Here is a 17,808-nt window from a genome sequence, read left to right as displayed (position 1 = left end):
ATGGCTTAACCATTTGATAACATACCGTTTGTCGAATAAATTCATCTTTTTACCGACTAATTAGAGGTTTTTTCTATATTGCAGCCCCAAATAGAATGAAAAAATAACCTACTTATGAAAAATGTAAGACTACTTTTTGTGCTTTTACTTATGGTAAATTGTACAACAGATTCTCCAAATTTTGCTGAAAATTCAGAATTTTCACCCCCAGAAATGCTAACGTGTGTTGATGATTTGCCTAAAGTTAGATTAACAAATAACGGCACCAATAATTTCGATTTCACTATTTATGCTTTAGATTATAGTCAATTGCATTCTCAAAATGTCATTGCTACGGCTAATAGTAGTTATGTTGAACTTTCTAGCAATGAGGTGGTGCTAGTAGTCTCTAATTCCGTTAACTATGGTCAAAAAGTTCAATTAAGCCTTTCAAATTGCGACATTGTAGAATTAGAGGTAGATGCGGACAATTTGTTGGTAATTAACTAGAAATGTGTTTGTAGTAAGCTTTAATTTAGATTTTAATTAGAGAAATCCTTCAAAGACGTTAATATAAGTACCAATACTTATTTCTAAAAAATTAAATCTATTAGACATCGTTCTCATAGCATAGGACCCAGAGTCCGATCTGATTTTGAGTGATTTGAAATATTATCTTTCAAATCACTTTATTTTCAAACCTCATAAATTTATTTGAACATGCATGGTTTAGTTTATTGCATTTTTTTTTTTTTTGCTAAAGACCTTAAAAACTAGTGTTTTAAGAATGTTTTAAAAAAAATAAAAAAATGTTTTAGGTATTAAAAAATAATTTACATTTGTTGCCAAAATTGGTAAGGTCTCAACACGATTATTAAACCAATTTTAGCTGAACAATTGAAATATGTTTTTATGTTCGGGCTTTTGAAAATTAGGAAGTCATATTCAAAAGCAGCTTACAGGTTAAGTAACCGAATTTTAGAGCTAACTTCCGTTTTTACCATTGCTGCCAGTCAGCATATCTATGGTTTTGTGCCTACTACTCAAAGCCAAATTCAGGTATGATATAACGTAATCTTAACATAGTTTACGCTTATATTTTTTATTTTAACCTGAATTATTAATACTTCACATGAACAATAAATATATTGATCTTATCGATCAATCCTTTCACTTTCCACAAGACGAATTTAAACTTGAGGACAAAGCGCTGCATTTCCATGATATTGACTTAATGAAATTAGTCGAGGACTATGGTGTGCCATTAAAATTTACTTATTTACCGCAAATATCCAATAATATACAACGGGCCAAAACATGGTTTGCTGATGCTTTTAAAAAACATAATTATAAAGGCAAGTACAACTATTGTTACTGTACTAAGAGTTCGCACTTTAAACATGTTTTAGATGAAGCGCTAACCAATGATATTCATATTGAAACGTCTTCGGCTTTCGATATTGATATTGTTCGTTCCCTTAAAAAAGAAGGAAAAATAAACGACAATACCTATGTGTTGAGCAACGGTTTTAAACGTGAACAATACATTAATAATATTGCCGATCTTATAAATGATGGCCATAAAAATGTCATTCCCATTATAGATAATTACGAAGAACTCGATTTACTGTCCGAAGAAATAAAAGGCAAATTTCAAGTTGGTATTAGAATAGCTTCCGAAGAAGAGCCAAAATTTGAATTTTATACGTCTCGCTTAGGAATTGGTTACAAGAATATTGTACCATTTTACAAGAGTCAAATTCAAGATAATAAAAAAGTAGAGTTAAAAATGCTGCACTTTTTTATCAATACGGGGATTAGAGACAACGCCTATTATTGGAATGAATTACATAAATGTTTGAAAGTTTACACCTCATTAAAGAAAATTTGTCCATCATTAAATAGTTTGAATATTGGTGGAGGATTTCCTATAAAAAACTCTTTGGCTTTCGATTTTGACTATGCGTATATGGTCGATGAAATTGTAAATCAGATTAAGTTGGTTTGTGACGAAGAAGAGGTGGATACACCAAACATTTTTACAGAATTCGGAAGTTTTACAGTGGGCGAGAGCGGTGGAGCACTTTACAAAATCCTTTATCAAAAACAACAAAACGATCGTGAAAAGTGGAATATGATTAATTCATCATTCATCACAACCTTACCAGATACATGGGCCATCAACAAACGTTTTATTATGCTGCCAATTAACCGTTGGCACGACAGTTATGAACGTGTTTTGTTAGGTGGTTTAACATGCGATAGTGACGATTATTACAATAGCGAGCAGCATACTAACGCCATTTATTTACCAAAATATAACAAGGATAAAGACTTGTATATTGGCTTTTTCAACACTGGAGCTTACCAAGAAACTATTGGTGGTTTTGGAGGTTTGCAACATTGTTTAATTCCCACACCAAAGCATATTCTAATTCAAAAAGATGAAAACGGAAACTTATCAACTAAAGTATTTGCCGAGCAACAGAAAAGTGAAAATTTGTTGGATATTTTGGGGTATAAAACGGATAATAATTAATAAAAAACGAATAGGCCTATAGGTCTTCTTTAAAATATAAATTAAAGTAAAAAATTATACCTATTTTATAATTGTCCTCTTAATTGGACTTTAAAGGTGTTTTTTTTAAGTATAACAATTAATAAGATTCCCGTTAGTACGGGAAGTACACATGAAAACAAAAACTTACGCTGGCATTCCAGAAGAATTAGCAAAATTAGAAACGGCTAAAATCGTATTAATTCCTGTACCTTTTGATGGCACTAGTACATGGCAAAAAGGTGCTGATAAAGGACCTGATGCATTTTTAGATGCGTCGGCAAATATGGAACTTTATGATATTGAAACCGACTCAGAAGTTTACCAACAAGGTGTATTTTTAGCAGATGCTGTTACCGAAAATACGTCACCAGAAGCGATGGTAGAAGCGGTTCATCAGGCTACTAAAAAATACATTAAGAAAAACAAATTTGTAACTGTTTTTGGTGGAGAGCATTCTGTATCTATAGGAACGATTAGAGCTTTTAACGAGATGTTTGAGGATTTAACTGTTTTACATATCGATGCACATGCAGATTTACGTGAAAGCTACGAAGGTTCTACTTGTAACCACGCGTGCGCCGTTTATGAAGCTAGTCAAACGACCAATTTAATTCAGGTTGGTATTCGCTCTATGGATAGTATTGAAAAAACCGTTATGGATGAAGAAAAAACCTACTTCGCTCACGAAATGGCTGTGGATGATAGTTGGATGGATTCGGCAATTGATCAAATGACAGAAAATGTATTTATAACATTTGATTTAGATGCTTTCGATCCTTCAATTATGCCAAGTACAGGTACACCAGAACCAGGAGGTTTATTGTATTACGAAACTTTGGAATTTTTAAAACAAGTTTTTGCAGAAAAAAATGTGGTAGGATTTGATATCGTAGAATTATGTCCAAATGAAAACGATAAGTCTTCAGATTTCTTAGCCGCAAAATTATATTACAAAATGTTGAGCTATAAATTTCAAGATGAAAATATAGAAGATACTTTTGAAAGTAACTTTAGCAATTCAAACCAAGAAGGAAATAAAAAATCTAAATTTAATACAGAAGATGACTACTAATAAAGGAGAGATTTCAAAATTTATAGAAAAATATTATTTACACTTTAATGCGGCAGCTTTAGTGGATGCAGCAAAGGGATATGAAGAACAATTAAATTCGGGTGCCAAGATGTTGGTGTCTCTGGCGGGTGCGATGAGTACTGCGGAATTAGGTAAGATATTTGCAGAAATGATTCGTCAAGACAAAGTACAAATAGTGTCTTGTACAGGTGCAAATCTGGAAGAAGACATCATGAACTTGGTAGCACATTCTCATTACAAGCGTGTCCCTAATTATAGAGATTTAACACCTCAAGATGAGTGGGATTTGTTAGAAAAAGGCTTAAATCGTGTAACGGATACCTGTATCCCTGAAGAAGAAGCGTTTAGAAGAATTCAAGAACATATTGTAAAAATTTGGAAAGACGCTGAAGCCAAAGGCGAACGCTATTTACCACATGAGTATATGTACAAATTATTATTATCTGGTGTTTTAGAAGAGCATTACGAAATAGATATTAAGGATTCTTGGATGTATGCAGCTGCAGAAAAAAATCTACCTATTATCTGCCCTGGGTGGGAAGATAGTACTATGGGGAATATTTTTGCAAGCTACGTTCTTAAAGGCGAATTGAAAGCAAGTACAATGAAGTCTGGTATTGAGTACATGACATTCTTGGCCGATTGGTACACGGATAATTCTCAAAATGGTATCGGTTTCTTCCAGATTGGAGGTGGTATTGCAGGAGACTTTCCTATTTGTGTCGTACCGATGTTATATCAAGATATGGAACGACCAGAAACACCATTCTGGAGTTATTTTTGCCAAATAAGTGATAGTACTACCAGTTACGGATCGTATTCTGGAGCTGTACCAAACGAGAAAATTACTTGGGGAAAATTAGATATAAACACACCAAAATTTATTATTGAAAGTGATGCAACCATTGTTGCTCCGTTAATTTTTGCTTATCTTTTAGATATGTAATGGAAGATCAGAGGATTGAAAATATAGAATTGAAGTTTTTAACGGTTGATGATTTTGAAGAATTAAAATCAGCAACCTTAGAATCTTATGGAGGCGTTTTAAATTCCTATTGGAAAAAACAGCACATCGAACGGTTAACAACGATTTTTCCGCAAGGACAAGTAGTTATTAAAATCGATGGTAATATTGCCGGCTGTGCATTATCGCTAATTGTAGATTATGATAAGGTGGAGGATAACCATACTTATGCGGATATCATTGAAGGTGATAAATTTAATAATCACGATGAATTCGGTGATGTTTTATATGGTATTGATGTTTTTATTAAACCAGAATATCGAGGTCTAAGATTGGGACGTCGTTTATATGACTACAGAAAAGAACTTTGTGAAAATCTAAATCTTAAAGGGATTGTTTTTGGTGGTAGAATGCCAAACTATCATAAATTTCAAAGTGAATTAACACCAAAGGAATATATTGAAAAAGTAAGACATAAGGAAATTCATGATCCGGTTTTAAACTTTCAAATTTCAAATGATTTTCATCCATTACGAATTATTAAAGGATATTTAGAAGGTGATACAGCTTCCAGCGAATATGCGGTCTTAATGGAATGGGACAATATCTATTATACTAAAAAAAGTAAAAAGGCAAGTTCTGTAAAAACCATTGTACGCTTGGGATTGATTCAATGGCAAATGCGTACCTATAACAGTTTGGAGGATTTAATGCAGCAAGTAGAATATTTTGTAGATAGCGTTGCAGCGTACAGGTCTGATTTTGCTTTGTTTCCAGAGTTTTTCAATGCCCCATTAATGGCAAAATACAATCACATGTACGAGCCAGATGCTATTAGAGAATTGGCAAAATACACGACGATTATAGTTGAAAAGATGCAACAATTATCTATCTCTTATAATATCAATATTATTACAGGTAGCATGCCAGAACTTATCGACGATAAACTTTATAATGTCGGGTACTTGTGCAGAAGGGATGGCAGTTCGGAACGATATGAGAAAATACATGTAACTCCAGACGAAGCCAAAGTTTGGGGGATGCAACCTGGCCATCAACTAAAAACTTTTGACACCGATTGTGGTAAAATAGGAGTTTTAATTTGTTATGATTCCGAATTTCCTGAATTGTCAAGATTGTTGTCCGATGAAGGTATGGATATTCTGTTTATACCGTTTTTAACCGACACGCAAAACGGGTATTCGAGAGTCCGCTTGTGCTCACAAGCAAGGGCAATAGAGAATGAATGTTATGTGGCCATTGCTGGAAGCGTTGGTAATTTACCAAATGTAAACAATATGGACATTCAATATGCGCAATCTGCCGTATTTACGCCATGTGACTTCTCGTTTCCAAGTAATGGTATAAAAGCAGAAGCTACAACAAACACTGAAATGATTTTAGTAGCAGATGTAGATTTAAGTCTGTTAAGGGAGTTACATGCTTTTGGTGCCGTAAAAAATCTAAAAGATCGTAGAAAAGATGTTTACGATGTTATTCGAGTTAGTAAATAAGTATTATATTTAAAAAAAAATAGCCTCAGAAATATTCAAAAGGATAATAAATTTATGGTTGAATTTATACCTTTACACACAAAATTGGAGGTCACTTCTGATAAATAGAAAATTGAAAAAATAGAGATTACTTAATGAAACCAAAAGACGCACATTTAAAACGAGTTATAGTTGATTTTAAAAAATTAACACCTGAAATCCTAGCACTTTTAGTGGAAAGATATCCTGATGGATATGATGACGGCCAAATTGTTTCGTTTAAAAATGCAAAAAATGAAACTGTTGAAGCGGTCGAAGTCACTACTGAAGATACTAAATATTTAGTAAAAGTGAGTACAAAGCTAGAACAGACTATGGAGAATTACGACGAAGAGGATTATGAAGATTTTGAAGATGATGATCCAGATGCTGTAGTAGATCCAGATTTAGAACCAGGAGCTGAAGACGAAGATTTCGGCTAAAATAGTGGTGCTACACGATAATATTTTGTAATTTACTGTATATTAATTTGTTATAAATTTAAAATGGTTAAATTATGGAAACAGCATTTCACATGTCTTTACCATGTTTAAATATAGAGGATACTAAAAGTTTCTATATTAATAACATTGGTGCTTCTCTAGGAAGAACAAGCGAGAACTGGGTTGATATTAATCTGTTTGGTCATCAACTTACTTTTATTCAAGCTGAAAAATTTAATTTCAATAGTCCAAATTATGTATTTGAAGGTAAAATGTTGCCATCATTTCATTTTGGTGTTATTGTAGATGTAGAACAATGGGGTGAACTCTATGCAAAACTTAATCATTTAAATCTAAAGGTGGTCACTCAAACCACGTTTTTAAAAGACAAAACTGGAGAACATTTATCTTTCTTCATTAAAGATTCTAACGATTATATGTTAGAATTTAAGAGCTTTAAAGATGCTACAGAAATGTTTAACGTATAATGTTGCTTAAATTGAATTAAACAAAAAATAAATTCTTAAAAAGTGTCCACAGTATTTATAACCAAAAGGTTGTAATCTAAAAGCATTTGGGCTTGAGGTGGCAAAATCCCGAAAACCACAATCTAAAAATTAATCCGTGCTGAAATATTTCAGTATAAAAATTTATTGCGATGAATGCTAAAAAAATAACAGTGTTTGTGCTTATGGTAATGGTTTTAAGCGCAAATGCATTTTCAATATCTAAGGAGAGACTTCAAGATAAAATGAAGGTAACTACCGCTGCCACTTTTGATGGCTACGATGCGGACGATGGTTACGCTTTTATAATTACTCAAGAAACAGAAGATGAAGATAGTGAGGAAACCGTCTATTTTTCTGAAATTACCGAAGAGGCTCTGAAAGCGGGAAATTTACAGTCTAAAGACATGATTGGCAAACGTTTTGAGATTACATATGAAATCACAGAATTCGAAGAAGAAGACGAAAATGGCTACGTTGAAATATTTGAAAGCTACAAAATTATTAAAGTTAAGAAGTTGTAAATAATGCGTTAATTAGATAAAGATGAGACTGTTAGTAAGCTAGCGGTCTTTTTTTTATAAATACTTCCCATACAAAAACTGAAACTACAATACTATATTCTAAAGCAATAGCCCAAAGGTTCTCAGAATTTGCCATATTAGAGTATGCCAAATAACTTAACACAACCACCAAAGACCAAATAAAAGGAAATTTGTAGTCAGTAAATGTACTAAGAATTACTAAAGTTGCAATATACCATGGGTGTACAGTTGTACTCAAAAACAAGTAACATGTAAATACCAATAACATAGAGGTAATAAGTTTTTGCAAGCTATTATTCCGTTTAAAGAATGTAAATCCAAGTATGATAAGAACTGATATTAAAGGTAGAATTTTACCAATAATAGCAATTTCGTTATATCCAGTAATAGCATAGCCAATGGCTCTTGCTAAATAATAAATGCTGGCATTAAATTCAAAATTACCAAACCAAAGCCCTACTGTTTTTGAGTAATTTGTAATGAATTCTATGGAGAAGAATGGAAGGAAGAATAACAATGTTATTACACCAATAATCGTATAAAAAATTATTAACTTAAATAGATTTAGTTTTTCTTTTCGGTCACTGAGCGAATTATTAGTGAACCAATTAAAAAATAATGGTAAAAGCATCAATGGAATCAATTTTACAGAAATAGAACAGGCCAAAATTACAGCGGCCCATTTCCATTTTCCTACATGTAACAAATATAATGACCATACTAGAAAGAAAATCATGACACCTTCAAAGTGAAGATTGCCTGTTAGTTCAATAATTATAAACGGGTTTAACAAATACCAAAAAATTCTTCCTGTAGGCAGTTTTAAACGTTGTAATAATTTTCTTCCAAAATATAAAACACCGATATCTGCTGCAATGATTATAAGTCGCATTACAATAACAGAACCTATAATACTATTCCCAGAAAATAGTGCAGCAATCGTAAAACAAAGTTGATTAATTGGTGGGTAATTGGTAAAATGCGAAGCACTTAGACTACCCATACCATCATATAATTCTTGCGCCTGATGAATTGGAAATGTTCCATTTTCTATAAAAGAATGAGGTGTGTATAAATAGGGATTGAAACCTTCGAGTGCCATCCGTCCATCCCAAATAAAACGGTAAAAATCTTGTGATAAATTCGGAATAGCAAAAAGAAATATTAACCGTGAAAGAACAGAGAAAACTATTAAAAGTTTGAATGGGGTATTTAGTTTATTCGAAAAACTAATTCCAGATGTTTTAATAATTTGAAAAGCAAATACAAATAGCGCTACATACAGCCATAGTAATTTGGTAGTATCGAGACGCTCTAAATTATAAGCAAACGATACATAAAAGATACAGCTAAGAATAAAAAATAGACATGGAATTTTGTGATATTTCCAAATCGCAATCACACTTTAGAACTCAAAGATTTAAAAAACACGTAAGCAAAACCTATAAAGAGCATTAGATGAAACGGAAATAACCCGAAATCGCCTCCTTGGTCGCCTACTACGAACGCACTGTACATACCGAAAGCGAAGTATAACATTAAAATACCTTCAATAATAACATTTGGAGACAAGTTTTTACGTAAGTATTTGTTGTTTTTCCAGTTGTCTTTATACTTGCTTAAATTGAATTTCGGTGTTCTTACGAAGTCACTTCGTTTACCTGCATGTCCTTCTAAAACAGCGATGGAATTATGTAGTGAAAAACCCATGGCAATGGAAAAAAACGTAAAAAACATACCGATATAGCCAAAGAATTTCTTAAAACCACTACCATAAATGCTTTTGTACATAAACCAATAGCAGACAAAGAATATAATGGTGCTCATTACAAAGAAACTCATAATATAAAAGTAATTGCGCAGATGAGCATATTCATTTTTAATATACAACATCGGAATACTCAAAATTGCAACAGTAAATATGCTTAAGAACATGGTGCTATTTAACAAATGCAATAAACCATGTATTTTGGTTTTGGTTGAAATGTTCTCTGACTTAACAACGCGTTTAAGCATTTTTCTAAAGTTCTCCGCACCACCTTTATTCCAACGAAATTGTTGTGAACGAGCTGCACTGATAACAATTGGTAATTCTGCAGGCGTTTCAACATCCTCTAAGTATTTAAACTCCCAATTTTTTAATTGTGCTCTATAACTTAAATCTAAATCTTCGGTTAGTGTGTCACCTTCCCAATTGCCAGCATCAAGAATACACGCTTTTCGCCAAACCCCTGCCGTGCCGTTAAAATTAATGAAATGACCTTTACTATTTCTACCGACTTGCTCTAGTGTAAAATGGGCATCTAAAGCAAACGCCTGAATTTTTGTTAATAACGAATAATCCCGGTTAATATGTCCCCAGCGTGTCTGTACAACCCCAATTTTTTCATTTTTAAAATAAGGAATCGTGCGCTTTAGCCAATTAGGTTGTGGTAAAAAATCGGCATCAAAAATGGCGATATATTCACCTTTGGCAATTTTTAAGCCTTCCTTTAAAGCACCAGCTTTAAAGCCTGTTCTATCAGTTCTGGTTATATGTCTAATATCTAGACCTGTTTTAGCGAGTTGAGCTACGTGTGCTTTAGTAGTCTCAACGGTTTCATCTGTTGAATCGTCTAAAACTTGAATTTCTAATTTATTTTGTGGGTATTGTAATAAGGCGATATTATCTAATAAGCGTTCCATAACGTACATTTCATTAAATACGGGAAGCTGAATGGTTACCATCGGAATTTCCTCAGAATTTGAAAAATCGAACGTATCGCAATCGTCTCTTTTCTTTTTTGATGAAAGGTAATTGTAGAGTAAATTTAACTGCGCCAAAGCATACGCAAAAATCAGCACGATGGCAATTGTATAAATTACAATTATGGTGTATTGAAGATAGATCACTTAAAACTATATTTAAAAATCCATGTCAGGATTTTTACGCCTGCAAAGATAGCTCCTTTTATGGTTCCTGAAACTTTTGAGACACCTATTCTATTTCTGTACTGAACAGGAATCTCTCTGTAACTCAGTTTTTGTTTTAAGACTTTAAGTTGCATCTCTACGGTCCACCCATAAGTTTTGTCTTCCATTTTTAAGTCCAAGAGTTTTTGGTACTTAATCGCTCTAAAGGGACCTAAATCCGTAAATGTTGAATTAAAAAATAGGGCCATCAATTTGGTTGCTAGCCAATTACCAAAAATCTGCGGTGTGGTCATAGAGCCATCCTCACGCAATTCTTTAACTCTTGCACCAACGACAAAATCAATATTATCTTGTAATATCGGTTGTGTTATTTTTGTTAATTCCTCAGGGTAATCGCTGTAATCTCCATCCAAAAAAACTATAATATCTGGTTTAATTTCCTGTTGAGCTAAGTAGTCCATACCTTTTAAACAGGCATAACCGTACCCCTTTTGTTTTTCTACTAAGACTGTAGCGCCTGCATTTCGAGCATTAATTTCTGTAAGATCTGTTGAATTATTACTTATTACAATAATTTCGTCTACAATTTTTGGAATGTCCTTTATAACTAAAGCAATAGATTTTTCTTCGTTATAAGCAGGAATTATGACTTTAATATTGGGCATTTCATGAATTTGAAGGTGCAAAAGTAAGGGTTTGTAAGCTTAACGCGTACAAAATTCGGTATCATATTTTTAGACAAGGACGCTCTATTGCAAATTTTGCTAACGAAATATTTATAATATTCTAAGTTATTTAGAGATCATAAAATACTTAATATAATTGCGACGACTTTGAAAATAATTATTGTTATAAAGCTGCTGTGAATGAGATTTATTTTTGATTTAATAAATCCATTAAATCGACATCATTGCCTAAAAGAATTTCATTAGAATTAATACGTCCTTTCATGGAATCGTTCTCTAATTTTAGCACACCTCTTGGGCAAACCGCAGAACAAATACCACAACCAACGCAACTAGAGCGCACAATGTTTTCACCTTTTTGAGCATAAGCTCTAACATCTATTCCCATTTCACAATAGGTAGAACAGTTGCCACAAGATATACATTGACCTCCATTAGTTGTAATTCTAAATTTAGAAAATAATCGCTGCTGAAATCCCAGAATGGCTGCCATCGGACAACCAAAACGACACCATACGCGATTTCCAAAAATAGGATAGAAGCCCGTACCTATAACACCAGAAAATATAGCCCCAATAAGAAAGCCATAAAATTGCCTTAAGGATTCTGCTTTAAATAAAAATAAATTAGAACCATTTAAATAATGCATACCTATTAAAACCATGATAATAATAAAGTAGCCAATTGCTCCATATTTGGCATCCTTAGCCAATTGGTCTCGCTTAAAAATCATAACTAAGGCAAAAACAACGGTTAGTAATGTGGCAACACTGATCAGAAACGTACTTTTAGTTAGCCAATATTTACTACTATCATTGCCTAAATAAGAATAGATTACAGCGGTTGTCATAAGCGTTACAAATACCACAACACTATGTACTACCCATCTTTCTATATTCCAAGCAAACTGGCGCTTGTCGCTTAGATGTCTAAAAGCATCACCTGAAGTTTCTGCTAAGCCTCCACAACCGCAAACCCAAGAGCAATACCAACGTTTACCATATTTAAACGTTAAAATAGGAGTAATTACAAAAATTGAAAGTATGCCGAAGATGAGTAAAGCCAACCCAATGTCTCCTGCACTTATAAAGGAATCTACACGATACTGTTCAAAATTATAATAATTTAATGGCCAGATGTTTTTTAAATCGTAATACGGTAAACTGAAGGTATCTGAATTTAAGCGCGCCATAAATTCAGGAATTAAGAACGCAAATGCCAATTGAAAAAACATAACCGAAAACGTACGCAACCGTTCATAGCGGTTGTGTCTGTATTTTAGCAAAAACTTATAACCAAATACTAAAATCGCCACAGTATAAAGTGTACCGTAGACAAACCATTGGCTAGCTTGACCACCATTTAATAGTCTACTTAAAGGATCGAACAATGCTACTAAACCTGTATTATTAGCACCATCAGTACCCATCCCGAGCCATGCTGCTTTAAAATATAATATAATATAGAAACTAGTTAATGCAATACCCGTAATCCAAGCCCATAGTCCACGAGAAGATATGGATTTGAACATCACACCGTCATTTTTAATCCCTGGATGTTTGCCCAAATACAAATCGTTGGTAAACAATACGACGCCTGCAGTAATCATTACTAATGCCGCAGTTAATACGATGGGTTTATATGGAAAATTAACGTTAAACGCCGCAAGTGCTAATATAATCAGTCCTAAAATTCCAATTGCTGTAGATAGCTTTTGTTTTCCTGATAAATCAAATGCTTCAGGCTTGGTAAGGGACATGCTAGGTTTTGGTGTATTCATGTTTTTATGTATATGGTTCAAGACGATGTGTCTTATTTACTATAAGAAATTGCAAATTGGTTTTTATATTCAGAAATAATATCCTTTTCGTAGTGGGTATAAAATTCAGGATCAAAATTGGCTTGCTTTAAATGCGTAATCACATAATCGATATCACGTTGTTCGGTTAGCCATCGATTAAAAACCTCATGTTTCATTCTTACACCAAAAGTATTAATACCTAAAAATATATTGGTGTCTTTATGAAAAGCCACGGTAATACATTTGGTATCATCGCTATGTTTCCAATGAAAATGCTTTTCATACTCTGGTCTACCCTTCTTTCCAAATACCCAGCCGTACGTTTGGTATTCAATATCCATAAATTTTGCCGAATTAAACCAATGTCCAGGATTGTAAGCCATCTTGTTTCCACATATAGTTTGAGCCAAAACCTCTCCCATCATACGACCAGTATACCAAACCGCTTCAATTGGTCTGCGATTGCCCACAGGTTCTTGCTGCTCTGCGCAATCTCCAATGGCGTAAATATCTTCAATATTAGTTTCGAGATATTTATTGACTATAACCCCTTTGGAAGTTGCTATATCTGTTGATTTTAAGAAATCTATATTGGGTGAAACCCCAGCTGTAAGCCCCACCAAATCACATTCAATTTCTTCCCCGGTTTCTTCAATTATTACAGATTTTGCATGCCCATTTTCATCGGCTTTAATTTCTTTTAAATTTGTTGATAATCGTAAATCGATATGGTGGCTTCTAATGTGTCTATTAAGCATTTCGCTTTCTCCTTCCGGTAACACACCGTTCCAAAAGCTGCTTTCACGAACTAAAAAAGTTACAGGAATATTTCTAGAATTCAGCATTTCTGCTAATTCAATTCCTATTAAACCTCCTCCAACGATAACCGCACGTTTACAAACTGTTTTATTAGGTGCATCTTTTTCTAATTGATCGACATCTTGTTTGCTATATAAGCCTTGAACTCTTTTTAAATCTTGTCCTGGCCAACCAAACTTGTTGGGTTTGCTTCCGGTTGCAATGACCAATTTATCGTATTCTAAAGTTTCTCCGTTAGAAAAATGTAGCGTCTTAGATTTAGTTTCAATGGTTTTTACGTAGCCTTTTTTTAATTCAATGCGATTTTTTTTCCAAAACCAATCTTCATAGGGTTTAGTGTGTTCGTACGTCATATGTCCCATATAGATATACATTAATGCGGTACGAGAGAAGAAATAGTCCGTCTCAGCAGAAATTATAGTTATTTTTTTATCAGATAATTTTCTTACGTGCCTTGCTAGGGTCACTCCAGAAATTCCATTACCAATTATAACAAGATGCTCCATGTATTGTAGTTAGTTAGCCGTTAGGTCGAAGGTTTGGGTAAAACCTTAATTATTTATTTTAAATAAATATTAAAATTTACTTTGCTTATCTTAAAATTCAATAAGTATTTGCTGATTTTCTTTAAATTTAGGCATAATTGTAGAATATGCGATATTTTTTCTATTCCGTTTTGTTTCTTCTCTTTATAGGTTGCGCCGCGGTACCTTTTAAACCTTATAAAATTAAAGGATTGAGTTTAGTAGCAGCGGGTACTGCTATAGATTCTACCCATACAAAACCGGTAATTAACATGAATGCCAATGCGGTTTCAATAATGCCTTATGGTTTTATAAGAGATAAAAGTAATCCTGAAATTATTTATAATACGGAGCGGCAATGGTTTGGTGAAACAAAAGCAGGAGCAAAGCAGTATATAGAAACCTTACGGAAAGATGATATTGAAATTATGATTAAACCCCATATATGGTTATGGCATGGTGAATTTACAGGGTTTTTAAAAATGAATTCGGAAACCAATTGGAAACGACTTGAACAATCATATACTAATTATATTTTAGATTATGCAAAGTTAGCAGAAGACGTAAATGCTGAAGTTTTTTGTATAGGGACGGAACTAGAAGAATTTATAAAAAGCCGACCACAGTATTGGGAAAATCTCATAAAAGAGATCAGAAGTCTTTATTCCGGAAAACTAACCTATGCTGCCAATTGGGACGAGTTTTGGCATACACCATTTTGGTCTGATTTAGATTATATTGGTATTGATGCTTATTTTCCTATAAGTGATATGCGAACACCAACTGTAGAAAATTGTATAGAAGGATGGGAAAAGCATAAACAAGGTTTAAAGGAGTTTTCAGACAAACTGAATCGGCCTATTTTATTTACGGAATATGGTTATAGAAGTGTAGATTATGCAGGGAAAGAACCTTGGAGGTATGATCGTTCTATGATATCAGTTAATCACGAAGCGCAAAATAATACCACGCAAGCTTTGTTCGATACCGTTTGGCACGAGGATTGGTTTGCGGGCGGATACTTGTGGAAATGGTTTATAGAACATCATAAAGTTGGGGGTATGGATAATAATCAGTTTACTCCTCAAAATAAGCCTGTAGAAGACATTATTAAAAATTTTTATAAAAAGAAATTATGAGAACATTAGCAATTGGTGACATTCACGGAGGTTTTAGAGCCTTAAAAGAGCTTATGGATAAACTTCAAATTAGAAAAGATGATCAATTTATTTTCTTAGGAGACTACGTGGATGGCTGGAGCGAATCTGCGCAAGTTGTTCAGTATTTAATAGCACTTTCAGAGAATTACAATTGCACATTTATAAAAGGAAATCATGATGTATGGTGCGAACATTGGTTAAGATTGGGAGAGGCAAATGCGGTTTGGTTAGAACATGGAGGACAAGGAACAATGAAAAGTTACGAAGCGTTTGATAAAGCTAATAAAAAGCAGCATTTAGAGTTTTTTGAGAGCATGAAATTATATCATATTGATAATCAAAACAGATTATTTCTTCACGCAGGATTTACCTCTATGCATGGTGTTGAAAATGAAAGTCACAAAGAGAATTTTTATTTTGATAGAACCCTTTGGGAAATGGCTTTAACGATGGATAAACGAATTCAAAAAAACTCAGAATTATATCCAGATCGATTGAAACATTATAATGAAATATACATTGGGCATACACCAACTATTAATTATAAAATAACGGAACCTATGCATGCTATTAACGTATGGAATGTCGATACCGGAGCTGCATTTACAGGACCATTATCTGCTATAGATATTGATACTAAAGCGATTTTTCAGACCGATAAGGTTATGGAATTTTACCCTGATGAAAACGGACGAAATAAAAATTAATTAACACATGTGGTTTTTATAATACGTTACTAAATCTTCGGCTGAAGCTCCAAGCCATTTCTTAACATATATGGTCCAAAAGTGATATTGTAATTTCCAAATGCCATGCTTTTCATATAATCGGGCAGAGGTCTGTATCTTTTTATTAATCACTACATATTGACCACGTGCATAGAGTTCATTAATTAATATGTTATCTTCATATATAATATAATTCTCGTCGTAGCCACCAATAGTATCAAAAAGCGCACGAGTTATAAACTGACTCTGGTCTCCACCTCTACAAGCACGCCAAGAAAATTGTGTAAGCCAACTGGCCAAACGTAACCACCAATGATTGTTGTCAAACTGCAATCTAAAGCAACCGGCATTGTTACCATTTTTAACTTCATTGATTATATATTGGTCAAAGTTTATTGGCGGAAAAGAATCTGCATGTAAAAAATAGAAGATGCCTCCATTAGCATTTTTTGCACCAAAATTCATTTGTTTAGCGCGCCCTTTTTCAGAAGTTAATAATTTAATGTTTGGTCGAGCTCCGGTCAGATTTCCTTTTTGAGACTTCTCGGCTTGGCAAGAGATGACAGCACCCATAATTTCCAAAGTTCCATCAGTACTACCACCATCAACAACAATAATTTCCGTAATATGTTTTGATTGAGAATTTTCAGTAATATGTTTTAATAAGCTGCCAATCGTATTTACTTCATTTAAAACAGGAATTATTATACTAATCATATAACTATCTACGAAAAATCTTGAATTAAAGTTTTAATTGTTCAAACCCCAATCATAATCCTTATAGCGCACTTTTGCAGATTGGGAAATTTCAATATCAACAAATTCATTTATAAAATCAATAAGACTGCCCTTTTGTTCAAAATCTTTTTTAAACCATTTAAATATTTTGGATATTTTGAGGCTGTTTTGGGAAATTTCGTTTTTAGAGGTATCCGCTAAAAATTCTTTAGTAGCATTTGTTAATTGATCATCTAAATTTGATGCTGTGAACGCTTCATTCTGCAATTTGGGGCAAGAGATTGAAGCACAAACAATAGCAAAATGAATTCTTGGTTCATTCATTTCCCTGAGAATTTTATGTTCAATATCATTGAGATTTTGCCATTCGTCACCGAATTTCCAAAGGCGTTGATCCCATGGATCCTTAATATCTTTTATACTTTTAGTGGGGTAGTTTCTTAGAATTAAATCGATGGTTAGTGCGTTATAAGCATTAATCCAAAATGTGAGCGATTCATCTTTAGAACTTTCAGTAGTTAAGATTTTCTTTTTATACAAATTTTGAAGAAACCCGATATAATTTTGTAAATTTTTATAATCTGTTTTAAATCCTGCATAGTCCACTTTGCCATCTTCTGAAACATGCCTTTTTAAAATTTCGTCCCATAATTGGTGTTCGGTTCGAGTTTGCTCGGTTAAATTTTGAAGATCTGATGTATCACTAACATTGGTTTCAATCTTTGCAACTTCAGTAGTCTGTTTTAAAGTTCGGATTTGTGCATTACCATTGGAAAATATTAAAACGATAATTATTAAACGCGCGAAATACTTCATA

Annotated in this window: 17 protein-coding genes; 10 read left to right on the top strand and 7 right to left on the bottom strand. The window is 33.3% G+C overall.

What is annotated here, in order from left to right; all coding sequences use genetic code 11:
• The first annotated feature begins 114 nt into the window (after nucleotides 1-114).
• From QMA06_RS00585 to QMA06_RS00550, 8 genes are all read left to right on the top strand, one after another.
• Nucleotides 115-489, top strand: a complete 375-nt coding sequence (locus QMA06_RS00585; protein WP_290204941.1) for a hypothetical protein — start codon at nucleotides 115-117, stop codon at nucleotides 487-489.
• Between the two features lie 622 nt (nucleotides 490-1,111).
• Complete coding sequence (locus QMA06_RS00580) at nucleotides 1,112-2,518, top strand: type III PLP-dependent enzyme domain-containing protein (protein ID WP_290204940.1); 1,407 nt, start codon at nucleotides 1,112-1,114, stop codon at nucleotides 2,516-2,518.
• A 151-nt stretch (nucleotides 2,519-2,669) separates the two neighbouring features.
• The gene (gene speB, locus QMA06_RS00575; protein ID WP_290204939.1) at nucleotides 2,670-3,611 is read left to right on the top strand and encodes an agmatinase; all 942 of its coding nucleotides are present in this window, start codon (nucleotides 2,670-2,672) and stop codon (nucleotides 3,609-3,611) included.
• Nucleotides 3,601-4,578, top strand: a complete 978-nt coding sequence (locus QMA06_RS00570) for a deoxyhypusine synthase family protein (RefSeq protein ID WP_290204938.1) — start codon at nucleotides 3,601-3,603, stop codon at nucleotides 4,576-4,578. Before speB ends, QMA06_RS00570 begins: the two co-directional genes overlap by 11 nt.
• A complete protein-coding gene (locus QMA06_RS00565) occupies nucleotides 4,578-6,110 on the top strand; it encodes a carbon-nitrogen hydrolase family protein (protein ID WP_290204937.1) in 1,533 nt (510 codons plus the stop codon). Before QMA06_RS00570 ends, QMA06_RS00565 begins: the two co-directional genes overlap by 1 nt.
• 134 nt (nucleotides 6,111-6,244) lie before the next feature.
• Nucleotides 6,245-6,571 (top strand): hypothetical protein, encoded by a 327-nt coding sequence (locus tag QMA06_RS00560; protein ID WP_290204936.1) that lies wholly within the window; start codon nucleotides 6,245-6,247, stop codon nucleotides 6,569-6,571.
• A 74-nt stretch (nucleotides 6,572-6,645) separates the two neighbouring features.
• Nucleotides 6,646-7,059 carry a VOC family protein gene (locus QMA06_RS00555; RefSeq protein WP_290204935.1) on the top strand — a complete coding sequence of 138 codons (414 nt, stop codon included), beginning with the start codon at nucleotides 6,646-6,648 and terminating at the stop codon, nucleotides 7,057-7,059.
• Between the two features lie 170 nt (nucleotides 7,060-7,229).
• A complete protein-coding gene (locus QMA06_RS00550) occupies nucleotides 7,230-7,601 on the top strand; it encodes a hypothetical protein (RefSeq protein ID WP_290204934.1) in 372 nt (123 codons plus the stop codon).
• A gap of 31 nt (nucleotides 7,602-7,632) precedes the next feature.
• On the opposite strand, the gene QMA06_RS00545 is transcribed toward QMA06_RS00550, so the two are convergent.
• From QMA06_RS00545 to QMA06_RS00525, 5 genes are all read right to left on the bottom strand, one after another.
• On the bottom strand, nucleotides 7,633-9,024 hold the full coding sequence (locus tag QMA06_RS00545; protein ID WP_290204933.1) for a mannosyltransferase: 1,392 nt from the start codon (nucleotides 9,022-9,024) through the stop codon (nucleotides 7,633-7,635).
• Nucleotides 9,021-10,511 carry a cellulose synthase family protein gene (locus tag QMA06_RS00540; RefSeq protein WP_290205746.1) on the bottom strand — a complete coding sequence of 497 codons (1,491 nt, stop codon included), beginning with the start codon at nucleotides 10,509-10,511 and terminating at the stop codon, nucleotides 9,021-9,023. The genes QMA06_RS00545 and QMA06_RS00540 overlap by 4 nt, the downstream gene beginning before the upstream one ends.
• Nucleotides 10,511-11,200 (bottom strand): glycosyltransferase family 2 protein, encoded by a 690-nt coding sequence (locus QMA06_RS00535; protein WP_290204932.1) that lies wholly within the window; start codon nucleotides 11,198-11,200, stop codon nucleotides 10,511-10,513. Before QMA06_RS00535 ends, QMA06_RS00540 begins: the two co-directional genes overlap by 1 nt.
• Before the next feature lie 208 nt (nucleotides 11,201-11,408).
• Nucleotides 11,409-13,001, bottom strand: a complete 1,593-nt coding sequence (locus QMA06_RS00530) for a 4Fe-4S binding protein (RefSeq protein WP_290204931.1) — start codon at nucleotides 12,999-13,001, stop codon at nucleotides 11,409-11,411.
• Between the two features lie 32 nt (nucleotides 13,002-13,033).
• Nucleotides 13,034-14,347, bottom strand: a complete 1,314-nt coding sequence (locus QMA06_RS00525) for an NAD(P)/FAD-dependent oxidoreductase (protein WP_290204930.1) — start codon at nucleotides 14,345-14,347, stop codon at nucleotides 13,034-13,036.
• A 146-nt stretch (nucleotides 14,348-14,493) separates the two neighbouring features.
• Here QMA06_RS00525 and QMA06_RS00520 point away from each other — a divergent pair, with 146 nt between their 5' ends.
• On the top strand, nucleotides 14,494-15,504 hold the full coding sequence (locus QMA06_RS00520) for a glycoside hydrolase family 113 (protein WP_290204929.1): 1,011 nt from the start codon (nucleotides 14,494-14,496) through the stop codon (nucleotides 15,502-15,504).
• Nucleotides 15,501-16,232: a metallophosphoesterase family protein gene (locus tag QMA06_RS00515; protein ID WP_290204928.1), complete on the top strand. Its 732-nt coding sequence runs from the start codon at nucleotides 15,501-15,503 to the stop codon at nucleotides 16,230-16,232. The genes QMA06_RS00520 and QMA06_RS00515 overlap by 4 nt, the downstream gene beginning before the upstream one ends.
• On the opposite strand, the gene QMA06_RS00510 is transcribed toward QMA06_RS00515, so the two are convergent.
• Together QMA06_RS00510 and QMA06_RS00505 are read right to left on the bottom strand one after the other, a co-directional pair.
• The gene (locus tag QMA06_RS00510; protein WP_290204927.1) at nucleotides 16,233-16,970 is read right to left on the bottom strand and encodes a TIGR04283 family arsenosugar biosynthesis glycosyltransferase; all 738 of its coding nucleotides are present in this window, start codon (nucleotides 16,968-16,970) and stop codon (nucleotides 16,233-16,235) included.
• 33 nt (nucleotides 16,971-17,003) lie between these two features.
• Complete coding sequence (locus QMA06_RS00505; protein WP_290204926.1) at nucleotides 17,004-17,807, bottom strand: DUF547 domain-containing protein; 804 nt, start codon at nucleotides 17,805-17,807, stop codon at nucleotides 17,004-17,006.
• Nucleotide 17,808: the final 1 nt, after the last annotated feature.

The sequence above is a fragment of the Winogradskyella bathintestinalis genome (assembly GCF_030407435.1).
Taxonomy (GTDB): domain Bacteria; phylum Bacteroidota; class Bacteroidia; order Flavobacteriales; family Flavobacteriaceae; genus Winogradskyella; species Winogradskyella bathintestinalis.
Note: the sequence above shows the minus strand (reverse complement) of the source record. Positions and strands in the feature narration are given on the sequence as shown.